The sequence below is a fragment of the Acinetobacter sp. YH12099 genome, from assembly GCF_013419195.1.
Classification (GTDB): Bacteria; Pseudomonadota; Gammaproteobacteria; order Pseudomonadales; family Moraxellaceae; genus Acinetobacter; species Acinetobacter towneri.
In genome coordinates, this window is the sequence record NZ_VPAP01000012.1 from 31752 (window position 1) to 49608 (window position 17857).

General features: G+C 42.5%; 26 protein-coding genes and 1 tRNA gene. 5 read left to right on the top strand and 22 right to left on the bottom strand.

Annotated elements, in window-relative coordinates; all coding sequences use genetic code 11:
* Positions 1-125: 125 nt before the first annotated feature.
* From FTU39_RS08625 to FTU39_RS08650, 6 genes are all read right to left on the bottom strand, one after another.
* On the bottom strand, positions 126-734 hold the full coding sequence (locus tag FTU39_RS08625; RefSeq protein ID WP_179996093.1) for a septal ring lytic transglycosylase RlpA family protein: 609 nt from the start codon (positions 732-734) through the stop codon (positions 126-128).
* Positions 735-1028: 294 nt separating this feature from the next.
* Positions 1029-2030, bottom strand: coding sequence for a lytic murein transglycosylase B (mltB, locus tag FTU39_RS08630; protein WP_096902392.1), 1002 nt, complete (start codon positions 2028-2030; stop codon positions 1029-1031).
* 369 nt (positions 2031-2399) lie between these two features.
* Entirely contained in the window at positions 2400-3050 is a 651-nt protein-coding gene (locus tag FTU39_RS08635; protein WP_070152374.1) for a hypothetical protein, read from the bottom strand.
* A gap of 18 nt (positions 3051-3068) precedes the next feature.
* Positions 3069-3884 (bottom strand): NADPH-dependent 7-cyano-7-deazaguanine reductase QueF, encoded by an 816-nt coding sequence (gene queF, locus FTU39_RS08640; protein ID WP_004972810.1) that lies wholly within the window; start codon positions 3882-3884, stop codon positions 3069-3071.
* Positions 3884-4657, bottom strand: a complete 774-nt coding sequence (locus FTU39_RS08645) for an ABC transporter permease (protein ID WP_096902393.1) — start codon at positions 4655-4657, stop codon at positions 3884-3886. The genes queF and FTU39_RS08645 overlap by 1 nt, the downstream gene beginning before the upstream one ends.
* Positions 4654-5589: an ABC transporter ATP-binding protein gene (locus FTU39_RS08650; RefSeq protein WP_154320519.1), complete on the bottom strand. Its 936-nt coding sequence runs from the start codon at positions 5587-5589 to the stop codon at positions 4654-4656. The genes FTU39_RS08645 and FTU39_RS08650 overlap by 4 nt, the downstream gene beginning before the upstream one ends.
* A 179-nt stretch (positions 5590-5768) precedes the next feature.
* On the opposite strand from FTU39_RS08650, the gene FTU39_RS08655 reads away from it, so the two are divergent.
* A tRNA-Arg gene (locus tag FTU39_RS08655) sits at positions 5769-5844 on the top strand.
* An 81-nt stretch (positions 5845-5925) separates the two neighbouring features.
* Here FTU39_RS08655 and FTU39_RS08660 read toward each other — a convergent pair.
* From FTU39_RS08660 to FTU39_RS08735, 16 genes are all read right to left on the bottom strand, one after another.
* Positions 5926-6192, bottom strand: a complete 267-nt coding sequence (locus FTU39_RS08660; protein WP_180052012.1) for a hypothetical protein — start codon at positions 6190-6192, stop codon at positions 5926-5928.
* On the bottom strand, positions 6189-6551 hold the full coding sequence (locus tag FTU39_RS08665; protein WP_180052013.1) for a hypothetical protein: 363 nt from the start codon (positions 6549-6551) through the stop codon (positions 6189-6191). Before FTU39_RS08665 ends, FTU39_RS08660 begins: the two co-directional genes overlap by 4 nt.
* Entirely contained in the window at positions 6548-6952 is a 405-nt protein-coding gene (locus FTU39_RS08670) for a hypothetical protein (RefSeq protein ID WP_180052014.1), read from the bottom strand. The genes FTU39_RS08665 and FTU39_RS08670 overlap by 4 nt, the downstream gene beginning before the upstream one ends.
* Positions 6945-7214: a hypothetical protein gene (locus FTU39_RS08675; protein WP_180052015.1), complete on the bottom strand. Its 270-nt coding sequence runs from the start codon at positions 7212-7214 to the stop codon at positions 6945-6947. The genes FTU39_RS08670 and FTU39_RS08675 overlap by 8 nt, the downstream gene beginning before the upstream one ends.
* Positions 7214-7441: a hypothetical protein gene (locus FTU39_RS08680; protein ID WP_180052016.1), complete on the bottom strand. Its 228-nt coding sequence runs from the start codon at positions 7439-7441 to the stop codon at positions 7214-7216. Before FTU39_RS08680 ends, FTU39_RS08675 begins: the two co-directional genes overlap by 1 nt.
* Positions 7441-8031: an HNH endonuclease signature motif containing protein gene (locus tag FTU39_RS08685; protein WP_180052017.1), complete on the bottom strand. Its 591-nt coding sequence runs from the start codon at positions 8029-8031 to the stop codon at positions 7441-7443. The genes FTU39_RS08680 and FTU39_RS08685 overlap by 1 nt, the downstream gene beginning before the upstream one ends.
* A 1-nt stretch (position 8032) precedes the next feature.
* Positions 8033-8278: a hypothetical protein gene (locus FTU39_RS08690; protein WP_180052018.1), complete on the bottom strand. Its 246-nt coding sequence runs from the start codon at positions 8276-8278 to the stop codon at positions 8033-8035.
* A gap of 9 nt (positions 8279-8287) precedes the next feature.
* Positions 8288-8557, bottom strand: coding sequence for a hypothetical protein (locus FTU39_RS08695; protein WP_180052019.1), 270 nt, complete (start codon positions 8555-8557; stop codon positions 8288-8290).
* The gene (locus FTU39_RS08700; protein ID WP_180052020.1) at positions 8544-10175 is read right to left on the bottom strand and encodes a DEAD/DEAH box helicase; all 1632 of its coding nucleotides are present in this window, start codon (positions 10173-10175) and stop codon (positions 8544-8546) included. Before FTU39_RS08700 ends, FTU39_RS08695 begins: the two co-directional genes overlap by 14 nt.
* Positions 10163-11131, bottom strand: a complete 969-nt coding sequence (locus FTU39_RS08705) for an oxidoreductase (protein ID WP_180052021.1) — start codon at positions 11129-11131, stop codon at positions 10163-10165. The genes FTU39_RS08700 and FTU39_RS08705 overlap by 13 nt, the downstream gene beginning before the upstream one ends.
* Positions 11132-11142: 11 nt before the next feature.
* Positions 11143-11655, bottom strand: a complete 513-nt coding sequence (locus FTU39_RS08710) for a DUF669 domain-containing protein (RefSeq protein ID WP_180052022.1) — start codon at positions 11653-11655, stop codon at positions 11143-11145.
* Positions 11656-11667: 12 nt separating this feature from the next.
* A complete protein-coding gene (locus FTU39_RS08715; RefSeq protein ID WP_180052023.1) occupies positions 11668-12357 on the bottom strand; it encodes an ATP-binding protein in 690 nt (229 codons plus the stop codon).
* A gap of 2 nt (positions 12358-12359) precedes the next feature.
* Positions 12360-12764: a hypothetical protein gene (locus FTU39_RS08720; protein ID WP_180052024.1), complete on the bottom strand. Its 405-nt coding sequence runs from the start codon at positions 12762-12764 to the stop codon at positions 12360-12362.
* A 9-nt stretch (positions 12765-12773) separates the two neighbouring features.
* A complete protein-coding gene (locus FTU39_RS08725) occupies positions 12774-13052 on the bottom strand; it encodes a hypothetical protein (RefSeq protein WP_180052025.1) in 279 nt (92 codons plus the stop codon).
* Entirely contained in the window at positions 13049-13273 is a 225-nt protein-coding gene (locus tag FTU39_RS08730) for a hypothetical protein (RefSeq protein ID WP_180052026.1), read from the bottom strand. The genes FTU39_RS08725 and FTU39_RS08730 overlap by 4 nt, the downstream gene beginning before the upstream one ends.
* A gap of 202 nt (positions 13274-13475) precedes the next feature.
* A complete protein-coding gene (locus FTU39_RS08735) occupies positions 13476-14159 on the bottom strand; it encodes a helix-turn-helix transcriptional regulator (RefSeq protein WP_180052027.1) in 684 nt (227 codons plus the stop codon).
* A 123-nt stretch (positions 14160-14282) separates the two neighbouring features.
* Between FTU39_RS08735 and FTU39_RS08740 the strand changes: the two genes are divergently transcribed.
* From FTU39_RS08740 to FTU39_RS08755, 4 genes are read left to right on the top strand one after another with little or no spacing between them, the layout of a single operon-like run.
* On the top strand, positions 14283-14483 hold the full coding sequence (locus tag FTU39_RS08740) for a hypothetical protein (protein WP_180008270.1): 201 nt from the start codon (positions 14283-14285) through the stop codon (positions 14481-14483).
* Positions 14484-14497: 14 nt separating this feature from the next.
* The gene (locus FTU39_RS08745; protein ID WP_180052028.1) at positions 14498-14788 is read left to right on the top strand and encodes a hypothetical protein; all 291 of its coding nucleotides are present in this window, start codon (positions 14498-14500) and stop codon (positions 14786-14788) included.
* Between the two features lie 16 nt (positions 14789-14804).
* Positions 14805-15461 carry a Rha family transcriptional regulator gene (locus FTU39_RS08750; protein ID WP_180052029.1) on the top strand — a complete coding sequence of 219 codons (657 nt, stop codon included), beginning with the start codon at positions 14805-14807 and terminating at the stop codon, positions 15459-15461.
* Entirely contained in the window at positions 15458-17770 is a 2313-nt protein-coding gene (locus FTU39_RS08755) for a bifunctional DNA primase/polymerase (protein WP_180052030.1), read from the top strand. Before FTU39_RS08750 ends, FTU39_RS08755 begins: the two co-directional genes overlap by 4 nt.
* The last annotated feature ends 87 nt before the right edge of the window (positions 17771-17857 follow it).

Below are 17857 nucleotides of genomic sequence, written 5' to 3' on the forward strand. Positions count from 1 at the left end.
GGCAACAAAATTTGTGTGGATCATCTTTGTGCAGACATGCATGGGATGACTGTAAATCTTACAGGCATTAAAAAAGCCACATTGCTGTGGCTTTCAAGTCAAATGTGAAGTCGTGTAAGCGAATCTTAAGAGTTTGGACCGTCAATACGCTCAATGCTTACTTTGGCAGTACCTGCATTGGTGATGCCCAATTGTTTTGCAGCGCCATAAGAAAGATCGAGTACACGGTTGCCATGGAATGGACCACGGTCATTTACTTTAACTACAACGCTTTTACCATTGTTTTTATTGGTTACGCGAATATAGCAGTTTAGCGGCAGGCTACGGTGTGCAGCAGTCATTGCGTTCATGTCGAACGTTTCACCGCTTGCAGTTTTACGACCGTGGAATTGGCGACCGTACCAAGATGCCATACCTGTTTGGCTAAATTTACGTACAGTGTTCGATGCCACTGTATTTAACTTTTCAATCACTGAAGGCTCTTCAGCAGGAATTTCAATTTTCGCTGCAATCGTTTGACGACGGATTTGGTCGCCTGAACGTTCGGTGATTGAAAGGCTATTCAAATTTGAGAAATGTGAATTAAAACTTTGTGCTTCTTTGTTCAGTACACGCGCAGCTAGGCTAGATGACTCATTATCATTGTTGAATGATGATTGCACCATTTCAGCTTGCGACTGACTTAGGGCAATAGCTGCAGAAAGTGCAAGTAAGTATTTAAGTGAACTATGCATGGTTTGAACTCCTGAAGACAGAATTTTTAACTTATTTCGCTCTTAACTGATTGAAATAGCGGTAATCCTGTCTGTAATTTCACTTTTTCGACTACATTTGACGAAATGGATAATATTCACCCCTTACTAAAGGTGTCTAGTCTTTATACGAAAATAATGACAAAAAGTGACAAAAACCAACTCTATTTGATTAAAAAATAATCAACATTGTAACATAATATTTAAAAAGTTTGTTTTGTGATCAAATTGTTAAAAATATTTCTTGACTTTTTGGTTTTGTGTTTGAACTCGCGCTTAGCGGCTCGCAATTTCAGTGCCCAATAACCACAGTGCAGTCGCATACATACGGCTACGGTTATAAGTCGTAATCACCTGAAAATTTGGATAGGTTATATAGTAGATATGACCATAATTTTCTTGTAATTGAATGACATTGACCAAGTCGAGGTCATCTATTTGCACAATTGGATTCATTGGCATCACACCTTGCGATTTTAAAACTCCATAAGGTGTTGGCAGGGTTAAATCTTTGGCGATGACGCTGTCAGGATTGTTGCCTGTATACCGTGCAGCAAATGCAATGGGTTGATTACGCTGCCAACCATGTTGTGCTAAGTAGTTTGCAATAGAGCCAATGGCATCGACTGCCGAGTTGCGTAGATCAATATGTCCGTTGCCGTCATAATCGACCCCAAATTTTGGAATATTGCTAGGCATAAACTGCGGATAACCAACAGCACCTGCATAAGAACCAACAATTGAAGAAGTTGGCACACCATCTTTATATGACCATGCGATCAGTGCTGCGAGTTCATCTTTAAAGTATTCCGCGCGACGTTCATAACCAAAGCCTAAGGTGGCAAGGGCATCACGGGTTACAAAAGAGCCCTTATTGCTTCCAAAACCTGTTTCTACACCCAGAATCCCTAAAATAATGGATTGCGGTACACCAAATTGCTGTTCAGCACGATTGAGCGTGTCTGCATATTGTTGTTTAAAGCGCACACCGCGCTGAATAGTGCTTTCTGCAAGGAAATTGGTTTTATAGTCGTACCAAGGCTTACTTTCGCCTGGGCGGTTCATGATGTTGATGATATTGGGTAAGTTTTTAGAGCCTTCCATCGCCCAATCGACTTGTGCTGCACTCAAGCCATAGGTCTGCATGGTTTTTTGTTTAAAACTGGCATAAGACGGATGATTTTGGAAATCATTGGCCTGACAAAAACTGGTGATAGAAAATGCACCAATGAGTAAAGAAAGACGTTTTAGTTTGTTATAAAAATCAAGTTTGAACATATTGAGGAAAATTCCAAATTGATGATTTACACAACTTATTTATATGCAGTAAATAAGTTGCTACTTATATATGAAGAATAAGCCGCTATTGGGGCCAAACTGCGAAAGCGAAGTAAGCGGCTAAGATAGCATTCATGCGTGACTGGTTTGCAAAAACTTATACAAAAATAGACAAAGAATGTGTAAAAAGCGCGCAGGATTTGTAACAAAATTCAATCTAGGTGCAAAAAGTTATTCTTGATTGTGCAAAAGTTGCAGACATATCCTGATATTGCATTGCATATAAAAATGCCTGATCAAAATCAGGCATTTTGCACTTAACATGCAACAAAAGGGCTTAAAACGCATTATGAGTTAAACCCACTGATATTAATGATGGAATAAGGTGTCGTGATATTCCGCTAAAACCAAGAGTTCCTCTTTGGTTAAATTTGGGATGATTTTATCCACCGCAATATGGACAGCTTTAATTACCGCTGCTGCGCCAATATCTGCTGCTTTACGCTTAATCATGCCCAAATCGAGGGTTTTGTTAAAGTCGCTCATAAAGTGGCGTACCGTCGCTTCTGCAAACTGTTTATATAGTTCGGTTAAAGCAGCTTTGTTCACTTCATTGCCTGCTTGAATTTCGGCATAGTTGTGTTTCAGGTTGGTCACTAAACTTGCATCGAGCGTTTCACCTACACGTGCATTGCCTGCTGCATCTTTAAAGCTACTGCGCTCAGAAAATTCAATCGATTGTTTCACGACATCATTTGGCGCTTTGCTTAATAATTGTTTTAGGAGTACTGCAACGGTAGATTTGACATAGCCCGCAAGTTTTTCGGCAGTGTCGCGTTTATCGCTGGCAGGAAAACGACGTACCAACTCGGTTAAAATGGCATCAATGATTTCTTCATTAATCATTAATGCGGTTTTGTCGCGCAGTGGGTACAGCGGCTCACTTGAATTTTTTTTCTGTTGTGCAGTTTCAATCGTATTTAATAATTCTGCAGATGGAATGAATCCAAAAAATGGCATTGTTCAACCTCAATGTTGTTATTGTCGCGCTAAACGAATAGGGCGAGGCATCCATGTTAAGTCCGATACACGGCAAGGGTTAATGTCTAAACCACCACGACGTGTATAGGTTGCATATACCATCAGTTTTTCTGGTGCGAATTTTTGCCAGATGTCTGCAAACATCTGTTCCACACATTGTTCATGGAAACCATTATGCTGACGATAAGAAATAATATAAGCCAAAATACTGCGATAACAAGGTTTTTTGCCTTGATAACGGATAAAAACCGTGCCCCAGTCAGGTTGTCCTGTGACAGGACAATTGCTGCGTAATAAATGTGAGAAAAGTTGTACCTCTATATCTTCCGCTTGTTCTAAATCGAATTGCAATAAACTTGGGTCAGGATGCTGCTCTAAACGCTCAGGCGTGAGCTGATCAATACAAATACCTTCAGGTTGGCTAATTGCCAAATCATCAACCTTAAATAAAGTTAGCGTAACAGGTGCTTGTGCTGCAGCCGTTAAATCATGCTCAACAGTTTCAATGAAATTGGCTTCAGACTGAAAGCGAGTAAAGTTCATACTATTAAAGTAGAGCTTTAATGATTTTGATTCGATCAGGTTGGGGGATGAGGCAGGTAGCGTAATCCGACCAATCGCAACCTGTGGAACACCTGCGGCATTCAACCACGAAATTTCAAAAACGTGCCACCAGTCTTGCCCGAGTTGAATTCCCTCAACATCTGCATATTTTTCACGTGCAGCAGCACGTGAAATAGGGAACAAAATATCGGGTTGATATTCTGTAGGATAATTGGTGTCTTTACCAAGAAGAGATTGTTCAACACTCATTATTCACGCATTCCTGAACCACGAGAAAGTAAATGATAGGCAATACCATAAAGCACTGCGCAGCATAGTGTAATCACAGATAATGAAATCGTCACGTTGACATCACTATGTCCTAAAATGCCGTAACGGAAAGCATTAACCATATACACCACAGGGTTAATTAAAGAGAGATTTTGCCAAAAAGGGCTTAAGGCACTAATGGCATAGAATACACCACCTAAATAAGTCAGTGGAGTCAGTACAAAAGTTGGAATAATAGAAATATCATCAAATGATTTGGCATAAACAGCATTAATAAAACCGCCTAATGAAAATAAAAAGGACGTAATTAATACGGTATAAATGGTAACAAACCAATTGGTAATATAAAGGTCGGTAAAGAATAGACTCATGGTGGTGACAATAATACCGACCAATACGCCACGACTAACACCACCCAAAACATAGCCCCATAAAATGGCATGCAAAGGTACAGGGCTCATGATTAGTTCTTCAATGCTTTTCTGGAATTTTGCACTAAAAAAACTTGAAGATACGTTGGCATAGCTGTTGGTAATGACTGCCATCATAATTAAGCCGGGCACAATAAATTGCATATAGCTAAAGCCGCCCATTTCACCAATACGCGAACCGACCAAATTACCAAAAATCACAAAGTACAAACTCATGGTGATGGCTGGCGGGAGCAAGGTTTGAGGCCATATGCGCATAAAACGACGAACTTCTTTATGCACTAAGGTATAGAGTGCAATCCGTAGTTGGGTAAAATTCATTGCGCAGCTCCATCTAAATTCTTTTCGACCATTTTGACAAATAACTCTTCTAGACGGTTGGACTTATTACGCATACTGCGCACGCGAATGCCTTGTGCTTCTAAAAGTTGGAATAAATCATTTAAGGTGTGAGCTTTATCCATAGTGACTTCTAGGGTCACTGCATCAATTAAGTTGAAACGTACACCAATAATATCTAAATGAATGGGTTGAATCGGTTCAGCTAAATCGAAAATAAAAGATTCTTCACTTAACTGGTTTAAGAAGTTTTTCATGGAAGTGTCTTCTTTAATCACACCACGATCAATAATCGCGATACGACGACACAACATTTCGGCTTCTTCTAAATAGTGGGTAGTGAGAATGATTGAGGTGCCTTTATCATTCATCTCTGTTAAAAAATCCCACATTGAACGACGCAGCTCAATATCTACACCTGCAGTGGGTTCATCCAAAATAAGTAGTTTCGGTTCGTGCATCATGGCACGTGCAATCATTAAACGACGCTTCATGCCGCCAGACAGCATTCGCGCTTGAGTGGCACGTTTATCCCACAAACCCAGTTTTTCTAAATATTCTTCGGCACGTTGTTCGGCAATTTTTTTAGGGATACCGTAATAGCCTGCTTGTGTGACCAAAATATCAAACGTCTTTTCAAACTGACCGAAGTTAAATTCTTGCGGCACAACTCCTAAGCACTGCTTGGCTTGAGATGGTTGTGTATCCAGATTGTGCCCAAAAATTTCTACCGTGCCTGCCGTTTTTTTGGTGAGAGAACTGATGATGCTAATGGTTGTAGATTTACCTGCACCATTGGGTCCAAGTAGGGCATAAAACTCGCCTTCAGGAACGGTCAAATTAATTCCTTTCAGTGCTTGGAAACCATTTCGATAGGTCTTTGACACGTCCCTTAACGTCAATGCATCAGTCATGAAATTCTCACTTGAGGAATAGAGCCACTATTGTGAGCGATCTGCGCCAATAAACCAAGTAAGTTAGATGGAATTCTATGTTGCAAGTTTGGAACATTGTTTAAAGCATAAGCATAAAAATACGTAACTTATATATAGTTGCTTTACCTTCAGCAATTTTTTGTTATGATGTGCAGCGCGCGCTCATAGCTCAACTGGATAGAGTACAGGTCTCCGAAGCCTGTGGCGTGGGTTCGAGTCCCGCTGAGCGCACCAATACACACTATAAAAACAATAACTTATATGCACTTTGGCGTAATATTGGCGTAATCCATATTTTAAACAAGAAAAACCCCGCTAAATTTTGCGGGGTCTGCCTGTCTTAATTTTCAAATCTTCTGGTCTGTCATTCAGCCAATCAGATAGCATTTTTAAGTTCCATCTGCGACCTTTTGAATTGTCTGTGATGTATCTTGGCTTTGGGAATCCTTTTAAGCAAATAATAGATGCTTTGAAATAAGTGCCCGCATAACCCAAAAAATCTGCCGCCTGTTCATCTGTAAGCCAAATATCCGCAGGAGGCAGGGCAACAACCAAGTTGCCCATGTTTGCCATTGCTGTCATTGATTTACCTCCAATCTTTTACCCGCTTTGATTTCTGCATCTGTGGCGTGTCTATACCTTGACGGATAAAACCCATTTGTAATACCCCAACTACACTCAGCCATTAAAAAACCACAGATAGGCTCGCTAACTTCGATGACTGTCATTAGTCTTGGGTTCTTCAACTCGCTTTCGATGAAAACCACCTTATCCCCAACCTCAAAAATATTGTGCTGGCGGCGGTATTCTAGAAGCTCATCTTTAAAATAAGGCTTTGCCGGAACCTCGAAAGGACCAATAGTTATCACATCCGAATCACTAAGACTTTGATATTTTTCTTTAGCCACATCATACCCGCCCAACTGTTCAATTAGACTCACGACACCTCTCCCAAAGCTTTAACCACACCACCGAATACTTGACGCAATGCTGCGACTACTTGTTTGATTTCATCTTCGGTGCGCCATACTCCCATATTCATAAAACGCCTATCGTCTTGCTCTGATACATAAACATTGTGACTATACCCAAGTATTGTTTGTGTACTAAAACACCAATAGGTTCCACCAACTCTCGGCTCGAAAGGCGCAGGAACTTCGATACCATTCAGCTTGATTGTTTTTGGTTTTAGGCGGAATTGATAAACACCTGAGAAAAAGTCTTGAGTCCTCATATTGCATCGAGGCGCTATAAACCAATCTCTTTCTGGGTGTCTCCATTCAACAGCTTCACCATTCGCCAAAGCAATCAACGCTTCTTTCCCACTGATTAGATTAGTCATTGGCTTGCTCCTGTGCTTCCGTAAAGTTTCTCTCTGGATACAGCTTTAATGCAGATTCAACCATTCTCAAAAGTGGATCTTTCGGCACTAAAACAAATCCTTCAGGAATGGCCTGGTTTTTAGATGACAGCCACATTTGCCACATCCAATTTGTTTGCTCATTGTTGTAGAAGTTGCCCAAATTAGACATAACCATGTTGCCCTTGTAGCAAAGCAGTTTGCATTCTTTCTCAAACGCTTCTCTTTCTTTCTGCAAATCCATCACTCTTTCTCCCGCTCATCAAGTGCCGCTTTAACACCAATCGCAATTAACTCTTGAAAACGCTCATGGGTGACAGTTATGTGACCTGGTGCATCGGCTTGGGCTTCCCGCTCAATAGCATTCGCAAAGTCATAAACGTAAGCATTTAAATCCATACTTCCGTCTGCTTGCTCTTTCAACTTAAAGCTATTTGCTAAAGCTAATTCTTTAATTTTCTGAATATCCATCACGCCACCTTTAATTTATGAGTTTTGTCTTTAATTTTTGCCAGTAAAATGCATGATTCATGTGTTTCAGGTGTGCTGTGCTTTATGTACGATTGATTCAATCTAGCTAGTTCAGCACGACTAACCAACATCAGGTTTTCAATTCGGCAATCTTGTTTATTCAAATTTTTGAAAACAAGCGCATGACCACCAGGTATCTCACCGTGTGTTTTCTTCCACACCACACGATGCTTCAACTCAAATGTTCTTGGCTCTGCGGTCTTGACCTCAATATAGCCATCTTTAGTGATGCGCTCATATCCGATGGGTTTGGCATTCCAGCCTTGCTGACCTTTTTTAAAGCTGGTGATATTTGCACCCATATACCCTTTTTTACCCTTATTCCACGATGTCTGACCTTTAGCAAAACAACCAGTTCGACCTGTCTTTAATCCCATTCGCAAGCATTTAGCTTTAATGCTATCTGCTGAAAGGTTGCAGCCAAACTTTTCATTAAATTTACAAGTGAGTTCAGTACGTGGAGTTTCTTCATGCTGACGTAAAAACATCAGCATTTCTTCGGTGTACTTAATCGCAATACCTTTAGGCATATCAAACACTCACATTCATATCGCCAACAGAAATCTGTGGAGCTTCTTGATTCGTGTTAAGCCCCTTGTATTGAGCCACCAGTTTTACTGCTTCCAATTGGGTAGCATGTGCTTTGATAATCTCAGCACTAACACCCTGAATTGTCTCAGCGCGCTTAACCTCAGTTTCAAGATCATCTTTGCCAGCCTTAGCCAAACGATCCAACTGATCAAACAGATGCTTGTTTAAATCTTTTAATGTGCTCATGCTGCCACCTCAGAATGGAAGTTCATTGTCGAAATCTTCCCAAGTTGCATTCCCCAAAACCGAGGGAACCCCATCAAAACGCCATTCGTCACATTCAGGATTGTCAATAAATTCTTGTGGCGGCTCTGCATTAAACTTACTGCACACATTGCTTTCACCTCTTGTCATGAACACGCATTCAAAGCACGTTCCGTTTGGCAACTGGTTGTATTCACTGATTGATTTTTCAATCTGAATACGCATGGCTTCGCGCATATTGCTCAACTTAACTGAATTCATAATTGATCACCTTCCAGTATTTACCTTCCTTTTGCGCCAAAATTCTTTTTGGTGTCATAAGGAGTTCACTTGCGTTTATTGCGTCAGCAACGGTTTCAGGTATGCAGTTGAAATCAACATCAGGCATATAGCGTTTTAACCACCATGCGTTCGCCTGTTTACGTGCGAATTGGCTCTGACTTTCGAGTGCAATCCATTCGCTGATTACTGGCCCAATATCGCCAATGTGATACGACACGCGCAGACTGTTTACACCAGTTTCTCTTTTTGTGTGTTTGGTATAGCTAACATCAGAAACATCAAACCACTCTTTCACTGGCGGCTTAATGCCTGTCAGAACATCAGCAGTTCCAGATCGCGTGTCGTGCTTTGGCTTTTCTTCAATCGGGAAGATATAACCGCACTCACTACACTCTTTGAATGAAATAGGCATGTAGTTCTGGCATTCAGGGCATTCGCGTGTTGGCGCTTCTGATGACTTACTTTTAAATGCCTTGCGTCCAGTGATTTTGTTGACTGGTCCCTGTTCGACAGTGGTGTCGGTGTAGTCCAACCACAAACAGTTTTCCTTTCCATCTGCAATACGCATCCCTCGACCAGCAATCTGCACATACAAAACTGGCGACTTTGTAGGTCGGAGTAGTGCAATAAGGTCTGTTTCAGGTGCATCAAAGCCTGTGGTCAGCGTGGCAATGTTCACAAGACATTGAAGATCGCCTTTTTTAAACTGGTTAATGATGGCCTGACGCTCTGCCTTTGGTGTCTTGGCTGTAATCATGTTGGCGTTAATGCCTTTCCTGATAAATGATGCAAGGACGTTTTCGGCATGTTCAACAGTCACACAAAAGGTCAGCCACTTTTTTCTTTGCGCGCCTTTTAAAATAATGTCACTGGTGGCTTGCTCGATAACAAAATCATCATTCATCAAGTCATCAAGATCAGAAATCACATAATCACCACCGACCACTTTTACAGATGAAGTATCCACCAATGTCGGGGTGTCATCCTGAACAACAAGCGGGGATAAGTGACCACTTTTGAGCAATTCATCCATGCCGACAGTTGTGGCGATTGAATCAAACAGGCGTTTTTCATTGCCTGGATCGTGCAGGTGAACGCCGTTACCACGAAACGGTGTGCCAGTGAATCCGATTACCAGTATTTTTCCGTTGTTGTATCTTTCACACTCAGAAATAAACTTCCGATACATACCCGATTGCTCGGTGTTGATGTTGTGACACTCATCCACAATAATTAGATCCACGCGACCAAGATGGATTGCTTGCTTCGCAATACTGCCAATGGTGGCAAAGATAATCTGACTTTCTAAGTCTTTTTTACCAAGTGCCGCGCTACAGACCCCAGCAGGTGCTTCTGGCCAAATTGCTAGTAACTTTTCCAAGTTCTGCTGACACAGTTCACGGCTTGCAACGGTCATAATGATGCGCGTTTGCGGAAATTCAGTAATAGCGCGTTTGCACAGTTCTGCAATAACAACTGACTTACCTGCACCCACACACATATTTACGATGGGATTTTTATTATCTTGAATGTGGCGATTCATCCATGCGTAAAGCTCTGAAATCGCACGTTCCTGATATGGTCTTAATTGGAACATGGCACCATTCCTTTTTCTGTGTTTATGTACTTTTGCGTATTTGAGCGATAGAAAACATTTAGGTTTTCGTCTGTATGGGTGAACTCAAGGCTTGGGAAAAGCATCGGGATGAAACGATGGTTTTTGCATACCATTCCTTCGTCTTGCTCAACTTCATAGCCTTTCTTCTCACATAGCCAACCGCCTGTTTCTTTGGGTGTGCTGTGGATGCAAGTACGACAATTTTTCTCAGGTAGTGGACTTGGTAAATCCGCTACAGTGCGATAGCAATATTCTGAAAAGTCGCAAAACTTGCACTGAAAGAAACTTGCATCTTTGCCAATCGGTAAAGGCGGTTCAGGTGCAAAAATGATTTGTCCAGCACGTTCAATCCAGTATTCAGCTTGCTTTTTGTCGTAGCGCAGACGCTCGCCGTATAGCTCGTCTGTGTTCTTGTTTCGGGCTAAGTAGTAGGCTCTAGTTAAGCCAAGTCCGTGCATGTAGACCTGCATTTGTGCCACGTGTTCAGGCTTGGTTTTCTCAACGCCATCGGTTTGCAATTTTGCAAACGATTTGTCATTATGTGTTTTGAACTCTAAGAGATGCCATGTTTTCGGTGCTGAGTGCAGTCCTAATGCCGCACCATCTGCATGTCCTCTGAAATGACCGCCATGAAAAGCAATTGCCCATTGCTCTCCAGTGGTCGGATCAACTTCCAAAACTTCCACGCCTGCGGACTGTAGATCCGCAATAAGGCGTGGTTCTTCCAAATGACCAGTGTTGAACAGGCGCAGCATGCGCCCGTCAAACTGTGAGCGTTTTACCCAGCGAAACATGAACCACAATTCACGAGCACATGGACGACCAATAGAAGACGCGCCCAAATATGTGCGGTGTGAACTTCTGTTTGCCGCCTTGATTGCAGCGTAGATCGCTGCAACCGTTGGCTCGTCTTGAATCACTGTTAGTTTAGCCATGAGTCAGACCCTTATTTACGCGCCCAAGGTGCAGATGCAGCTTGTGGTGCAGATGCAGCTTGTTGTTGCGCACCGCCATATCCACCGCTTTGCGCTGGCTGTTTAAAGCCTTGTGATTGACCTTGTGCTAGTGCTGAATAGCCTCTGATCTCATTCGATGGCTCATACTGACCAGTCTTGTCTTCTTTGATGATGACGCGAACCTGCATCGGTTGATGGTGTAACTCGCTAGAGTCATTCACTGCGTTACGACCAATGGCGGCGCAGATCTGTGCGATTTGCTGACGACCAATGCGAACAACTTCAGGGTTTGAATGGTTGATGTTGATGTTTTGGAAAACCATACGACCAGCGTATTGACCATCTACAATTTCCCATTGCAGTGACAAGCGGTTGCCGCCATTGCGGTTTTCCTTGATTTCAGAATTCACGATTTGCGCAGCATAGTTGCCTTTTGGTAAAAGCTCGTAGCTTGGCGCTGAGTTAAGTTCTGCTTGGTCGAATTGCATGTTTAGCATGTTCATGGGTATTTCCTTTTATGCGTTTGGTGTGTTTAAGATTTTGTTTGCGATATGTGAAAGATCGGCAGGCTCGTAGTAGTCCAGCGCACCAGAACGATCTTTCGCTTGATAATTGAAATCAGGTTGAGTTTGGAGCATGCGTTCCATTTCGCCTGTTTCAGGGTTTTTTTCGATGCGAAGTACGAATACTTCATCAAAGAAATAAGGGAGGGCTTGACCAATCTTTGCGCCTGGTGCGCTTGGTTGATACAGCATGCGACCAGTGTCCTGATCTTGCTGCTTTTCCATCTTGGCCGACATATAGACATTGCGTGGCAAGTCACGAAAGGCACGCACAAGGTCTTGCATCTGCTCAGACAACACGCCATACGCTGCGCGAGGGTCCTTGTGGTCTTTCTTGGCTTTGTTTAAAACGACTTCGGCAATTTCTGAAATCGAGTCGATGCAGATCCAATCAAAGTCTTTAAAATCCTCATGGTTGTTTTTAAGCAACTCATAGACTTCCATCAGGTCGTCCATGCTTTGCACTTCCGCCACTGCAATGTCCGTATCACGTAGTGATAACAAGCCAGCTTCTGCTGAGATAATCAGCGCATTGCCACCAGTGGTTGCAGACAGACAGGTTTTACCTGCGCCTGCTTGTCCGTACACCAAGACCTTGATGCTTTTTACGCTATCGCGTGTTGTTGTGAGTTTGATCGCCATGATTAAGCGTCCTTTAGTTCAATAGAAATGCTGGGTTTTGCAGGTTTTGATGTGATGTACTTGTTGAGGTGTGGAGCCAAGTCTTCACGCATAGAACACAATGCTCTGTATTCTTTGGTGTTAAGCTTTGCTTCCCACTTAAAGCACTTCTTAACTTCCTCTGGCAGAACTTCCCAAACGTCTTGGACTGCATCCGTGTCAACAGAACGCGTCACCTTGCCAGTGGTTTTTACCTTGAATTGGTCAACTTCAACCGAAGTCACACCTTCATCCTTGACACCTACCATTGCGACAATTTGCGCTTCAACTTCAAGACGCTGTGCTCTTGCTGCGTCTTCACTGTGTTTAGCATCAATCCATGATTGAAATAGCGCCGCCTGAACCGTGTTATTTACAAATGTATTCATAGTTATTTCCTACGCAGCCCAACAAATAAGATCAGACTTAATTGCTTTAAGTCGTGCCAAGTTTTCACGCGCATACTTAACGCGCATCTCGTCCGAGTAGTTGCTCCCAAGACAAAGCGTGATGCTTTCAGAACCACGACCAACATAAGTTAGAGTGATGTGGTTGCCATTTACTTCCACGACATCGTCAGCAGTGGATAGCATGGCCAGTTCATGCGCTAGCTCTAACAGTTGAGCTTCGGCTCGCACCACTTCGACTGATAGGATTGCTGGTGCTTGAATACTCATCGCATAGCCTCCTGATGTGCTTTAGCTGCTTTAACCTGTGCAACCTGTTCAGCTTCACAAGCCTTTAAACCAACACCAAAAAAGATGAATGTACTTGCTGCAATCAATGCAGATGCAGCAGCATTTGAAGCAAAGCTTTTAAGCTTGGAAACAAAGCGTTTTTTGTCTTGGCGCTTAATTAGCGCTTCGACTAGCTTGTTTTGGGAAGTATTTGTTGCCATAATGACCTCGTTGTGTAGAAGCCCAGTTCCCGTCGAAAGTTGCTGGGCTTTTTTGTGTTCACGAGGTTAATAGTAAACATGATGTGTACTGTAGTCAACACTTTAAATAAACAAATGTGTAATTAATTTATAAACAACTGTTTTATATAGACATAAAAAAAGACCGCATAAGCAGTCTTAAAATTTCATTTTGTTTACTTATTTATGGCAACGAATTTTGCACATTAAATGCATAGGCAATAACTTCAAACTCCTGGTCAATAATTTCTTGCTGCGTCAAAACTTCTTCTTTGTATTCGTCACTATTGGCGCTAACAATCCTTATACCGCCCATTGGCATTCTGTATAAGTATTTAAACTTAAAAAGACCTCCGTGACATATCGCATAAATCTTGCCATCAATAACATTTTTTCTGCCTACATCAACGTAAACCGTAGCGCCATCATTAATGACTGGAGACATTGAGTTGCCAAAAGCTGTTAATGCCAGTGCATTTGCTGGATCAACCCCATAACGTCTTAGTGTTGAAGCACTTAGTCTTAATTTTCTTGTTTCTGTATTTATGATTTCGCCAAGCGAACCTGATCCACAAGACACCAAAATATCTTTATAAAACGGCACTTCAACCTCATCACTATCCAGTGGTGTAGAACTATCCCAGCCAACAACACGAGAAACATCGCTACTGGAGCTATCGCTCACACCACTTAAAATCCAGTTTGCAGAACAGTTAAACTCAGCAGCCGCTTTTAAAGCCCCAGCTTTTGACACACCACGCTTTTTCCAGTTGGTCAGCGTTTGTGGTGATTCATCAATACGTCTTGCTATTACTTCCTGACTAAGACCGTTGCTTATTTCAAGCAGTCTCTTAAATGATTCATGCATAACAAGCCCCTTTTTTCTTAGTTTTATTATCTCAGCAGTAAACAAATTGTGTTAAACAAATGATTTGACATTAGTAAACACAGCGTTTACCATTTAATACACAAATGTTTATAGGAGAGTGAAATGTCTATCAGCACTGATAAAGACATCATTGTTGCTCTTGGTGGATCAACAAAAGTTGCTGAGATGCTTGGTTTAAAAAGCAAACAGCGAGTTCAAAACTGGATGACAAGGGGGATACCTGCGGAAGTGAAACTCCAGTATCCGCATATCTTCTTAAATCCAAATATTGCAAGCGTGGCTCGCGACAAGGGTGCTGCGTGATGGGAGCAGACGATATGCAAGAAGCATTGGATTTAGGTTTTCTTGATGTGCATGGGAAAAAGACTGACTCAACATCAGTGCGCATGACACATGAAGCATTGCAGGCGATTGATGCACTGGCAGCAATGGACGACATAAAGCGTTCAGAGTGGATTCGGGATGCAGCCATTGAGAAGCTCCTGAAGTTTAAGAAACAACATGAGTATCTCAGCAGGGCGTTTGGTAATACCACAAATACGGTGAACACATCGTCCACAAATAAAGAAAGCCCAGTGGGCGCAACCACTGAGCTTGATGTTCAATAATTAAGGATCATGAACAATGAATATTTTAGCACAATTTGCTGAAAATAAAAAAACCATGTCGAGTCGCGAAATTGCGGAGCTTTGCGAAAAGCAGCACAAGCATGTTTGCCGTGACATTGAAGTTATGTTTGACGCTCTTAATTTAAATTCAGAGGGGTATGCCCAAAACTGGACACACCCCCAAAATGGTCAAACTTATACTGAATACCTTCTCGATGAAAATTTAACAATGACTCTGGTCACAGGTTACAGCGTTGTTTTGCGCCATCGTGTTGTAAGTCGATGGAAGCAATTGGAGTTATCAACACAACAAAACACAATCGCAATCTCATCCCAAGAATTCAATCAACTTAAAAACCAAGTTGAGCAAATGCAATACCAAGTTGCATTGCTTACACGCAAGGGTAAGCAGAAAGTCCAAATCACAGATGACAATGTTATCGAAAGCAAAATTAAACAAGATATTTTGCGCATGGTTCACGCTAATCCAGCAAGAGGCGTAACGCTAAATGAGCTGAAAAAGAACTCAAGAGCTGTGCAACGCGACTTGGAAATTGCGGAAAGAATAATTAATCAATTGATTGATTTAGAAGAAATTAAATTGGTACTTATTCCATCACCGTCAGGTCGTGGAAAACCACGTAATGCTTATTTTGTAAAAGGTGGCAGATGAACAACATTGTGAACATTCCACCACAAAGCGAGAGCTTAAAAGCTGCTTATGCTTATGCTGATCTTGGTTGGCATATTTTTCCGTGTTGGTGGATTGAAGATGGTGCATGTGCCTGTAAGACCAATTGCGTTTCACCAGGTAAGCATCCGATTACCGCATGCGCCCCACATGGTCAGAAAAATGCAACCGATGATAAAGAAATCATAAAAGAGTGGTGGAAAAAATACCCAAAAGCCAATATTGCGCTGTTTCTTGAGAAGTCTGGACTATGCGCCGTTGATATAGATCCGCGCAACGGTGGCGATTACACCATTGATGAGCTTGAGCATGTGCATGGGAAAATTGAATCCGACGTAACCGCGCTAACTGGTGGTGGTGGTGAGCATCGTATTTTCATCAAACCAAACGGGAACCTTCCTGGCAAGTTGGGTGATGGTGTCGATCTTAAAATGAATGGCTACATCATCCTGGCACCAAGTAACCATATTTCAGGCTTTAAGTATGAGTGGGAATTATCAAGCAATCCGCTTGAGGGTGCGTTGCCAAGTAATTTACCAGACTGGATGCGTGACCTTGCAAATGGTAGCAAGGCCAATTACTCGAACGCGCCAAGTACCGCGCCATTACAGGTACTTTCAAGTGAACAAGTCCGTGACTTAATGCAGGCTTTAGACTTTGTTGATTCAGATGATCGTGATACATGGCTGAAAGTGGGCATGGCCTTGCATGCCACTGGTGATAGTCGCGGCTATCAAATCTGGTGTGATTGGTCGATCAAGTCAGGAAAGTTTGACCCTAAGGACCAGTATCGCGTTTGGCGCTCGTTCAGATATATGGGCTTGGACGGTATTGGTATTGCAAGCATTTTTGCAATTGCAAAAGATCAGGGTTGGATTCACACCATGAGTGATGTTTCGCCCTTGCTGTCCGTGCAGGTTGAAGATGATTCTCCGTTGCTCAGTGATGTGATTTTGACTAATCAGGTTGAGGATGATGTTCCAGAGGAAATTAAAACTTTCCCTGTTGAGAACATGAACCGACTTGTTGACTGGTTTAATTCATTTAGCCGAAATCCTCAGTATCAGATTTCACAAGCTGGCGTATTGGCTGCATGTGCGACAGTGAGCGGTCGGATCTATTGCTCTACAGAGTCTAATACAAGTGCAATGTATTACATGGTGCTCGGTGAAACGGGTGTTGGTAAAAACTATATCAAAGTTGGTGTGCAGAATATGCTTGCCGAAACTGGATTACTTTCGCTGCTTTCGGGTTCTGGCAACACTTCACCAGGCGCGGTCTTTAGTGCGCTGTTTGATTCTCCTTGTCATATTCAGATTAGTGACGAGATCGGAAAGCAATTGCAATCAGCTAGACGATCAGGGAACAGTCAGCAGGCCGAAGCGTTCACCACGGTAACTGAGGCTTACTCAGCTAACACAAGTCTATTGGTGCCACGCAACTATTCAAAAATGAGCCTGAAACCGCATGAGCGTGACGCTGCAAAACAGCAGAACATTGTGCACTGGCCGTCAATCACCATACTTGGACTGGCAACTCCAAATCAGGTATTTCACAACCTGTCTACCGTTGAAATCGAGGACGGTTTTTTAAACCGTTTTGTGGTGATTCAGGCAGTACAGCCTACGGAAGGCAAAAAATCCATAAAAAGAACGCCGTTGCCTGACGACTTAAAGCAATGGATTCAATCCATCAGACCAAACATGCCTGTAGAGGGCAGTTTGCAGGGCATGGACACCGATTACACCATTGCGCCTAGTCCTATTGATGTTGAGTTCTCGGATGGCGCATACGAGCTAATAAACGCATTTGCAGAGATGCTAGAGGAAAAGGAAGCGCAAGGCGGTTTCGAGCTTCCCGATTTAACTCGGCGCTATCAAGAAAATGCAATGCGCATTGCGACCATGCTGGCAGTCTGTGAAAGCCCGAAAAGTCCACTAATCACCAGTCGGCTTATGAATTGGGCCATTACTTTTGTGTACTACCACGGGACCAAGTTCATGAATGCTGTTGCGACCAAAGTTGCTGACAGTGAGTTCCATCGTGGTTATTTGAATGCTCTCGAATACATAACGCGAGCTGCAAAACGCGGTCTGACTGAGCGCGAATTATCTCAAAACTCAAGACTGTTTGCTGCTACGCCCACCCAGCAGCGTGAGCAGATTCTTGCTGCACTAAGACGCGAAGAACTAATTGAACAGATTAAGATTGACCCGCCTAGTGGTCGTGGTCGGGCGCGAATTGTCTACGTGCTGAAAAAGTACGTGGAGGAGTACGAAAATGGAAAATAAGTCATTAACGTTGGCTAAACGTAGACATTTTTGCCTACGGTTAAAAGCCAGTCATAGCAAGGCATACACTAATAACGTAGACAAAAT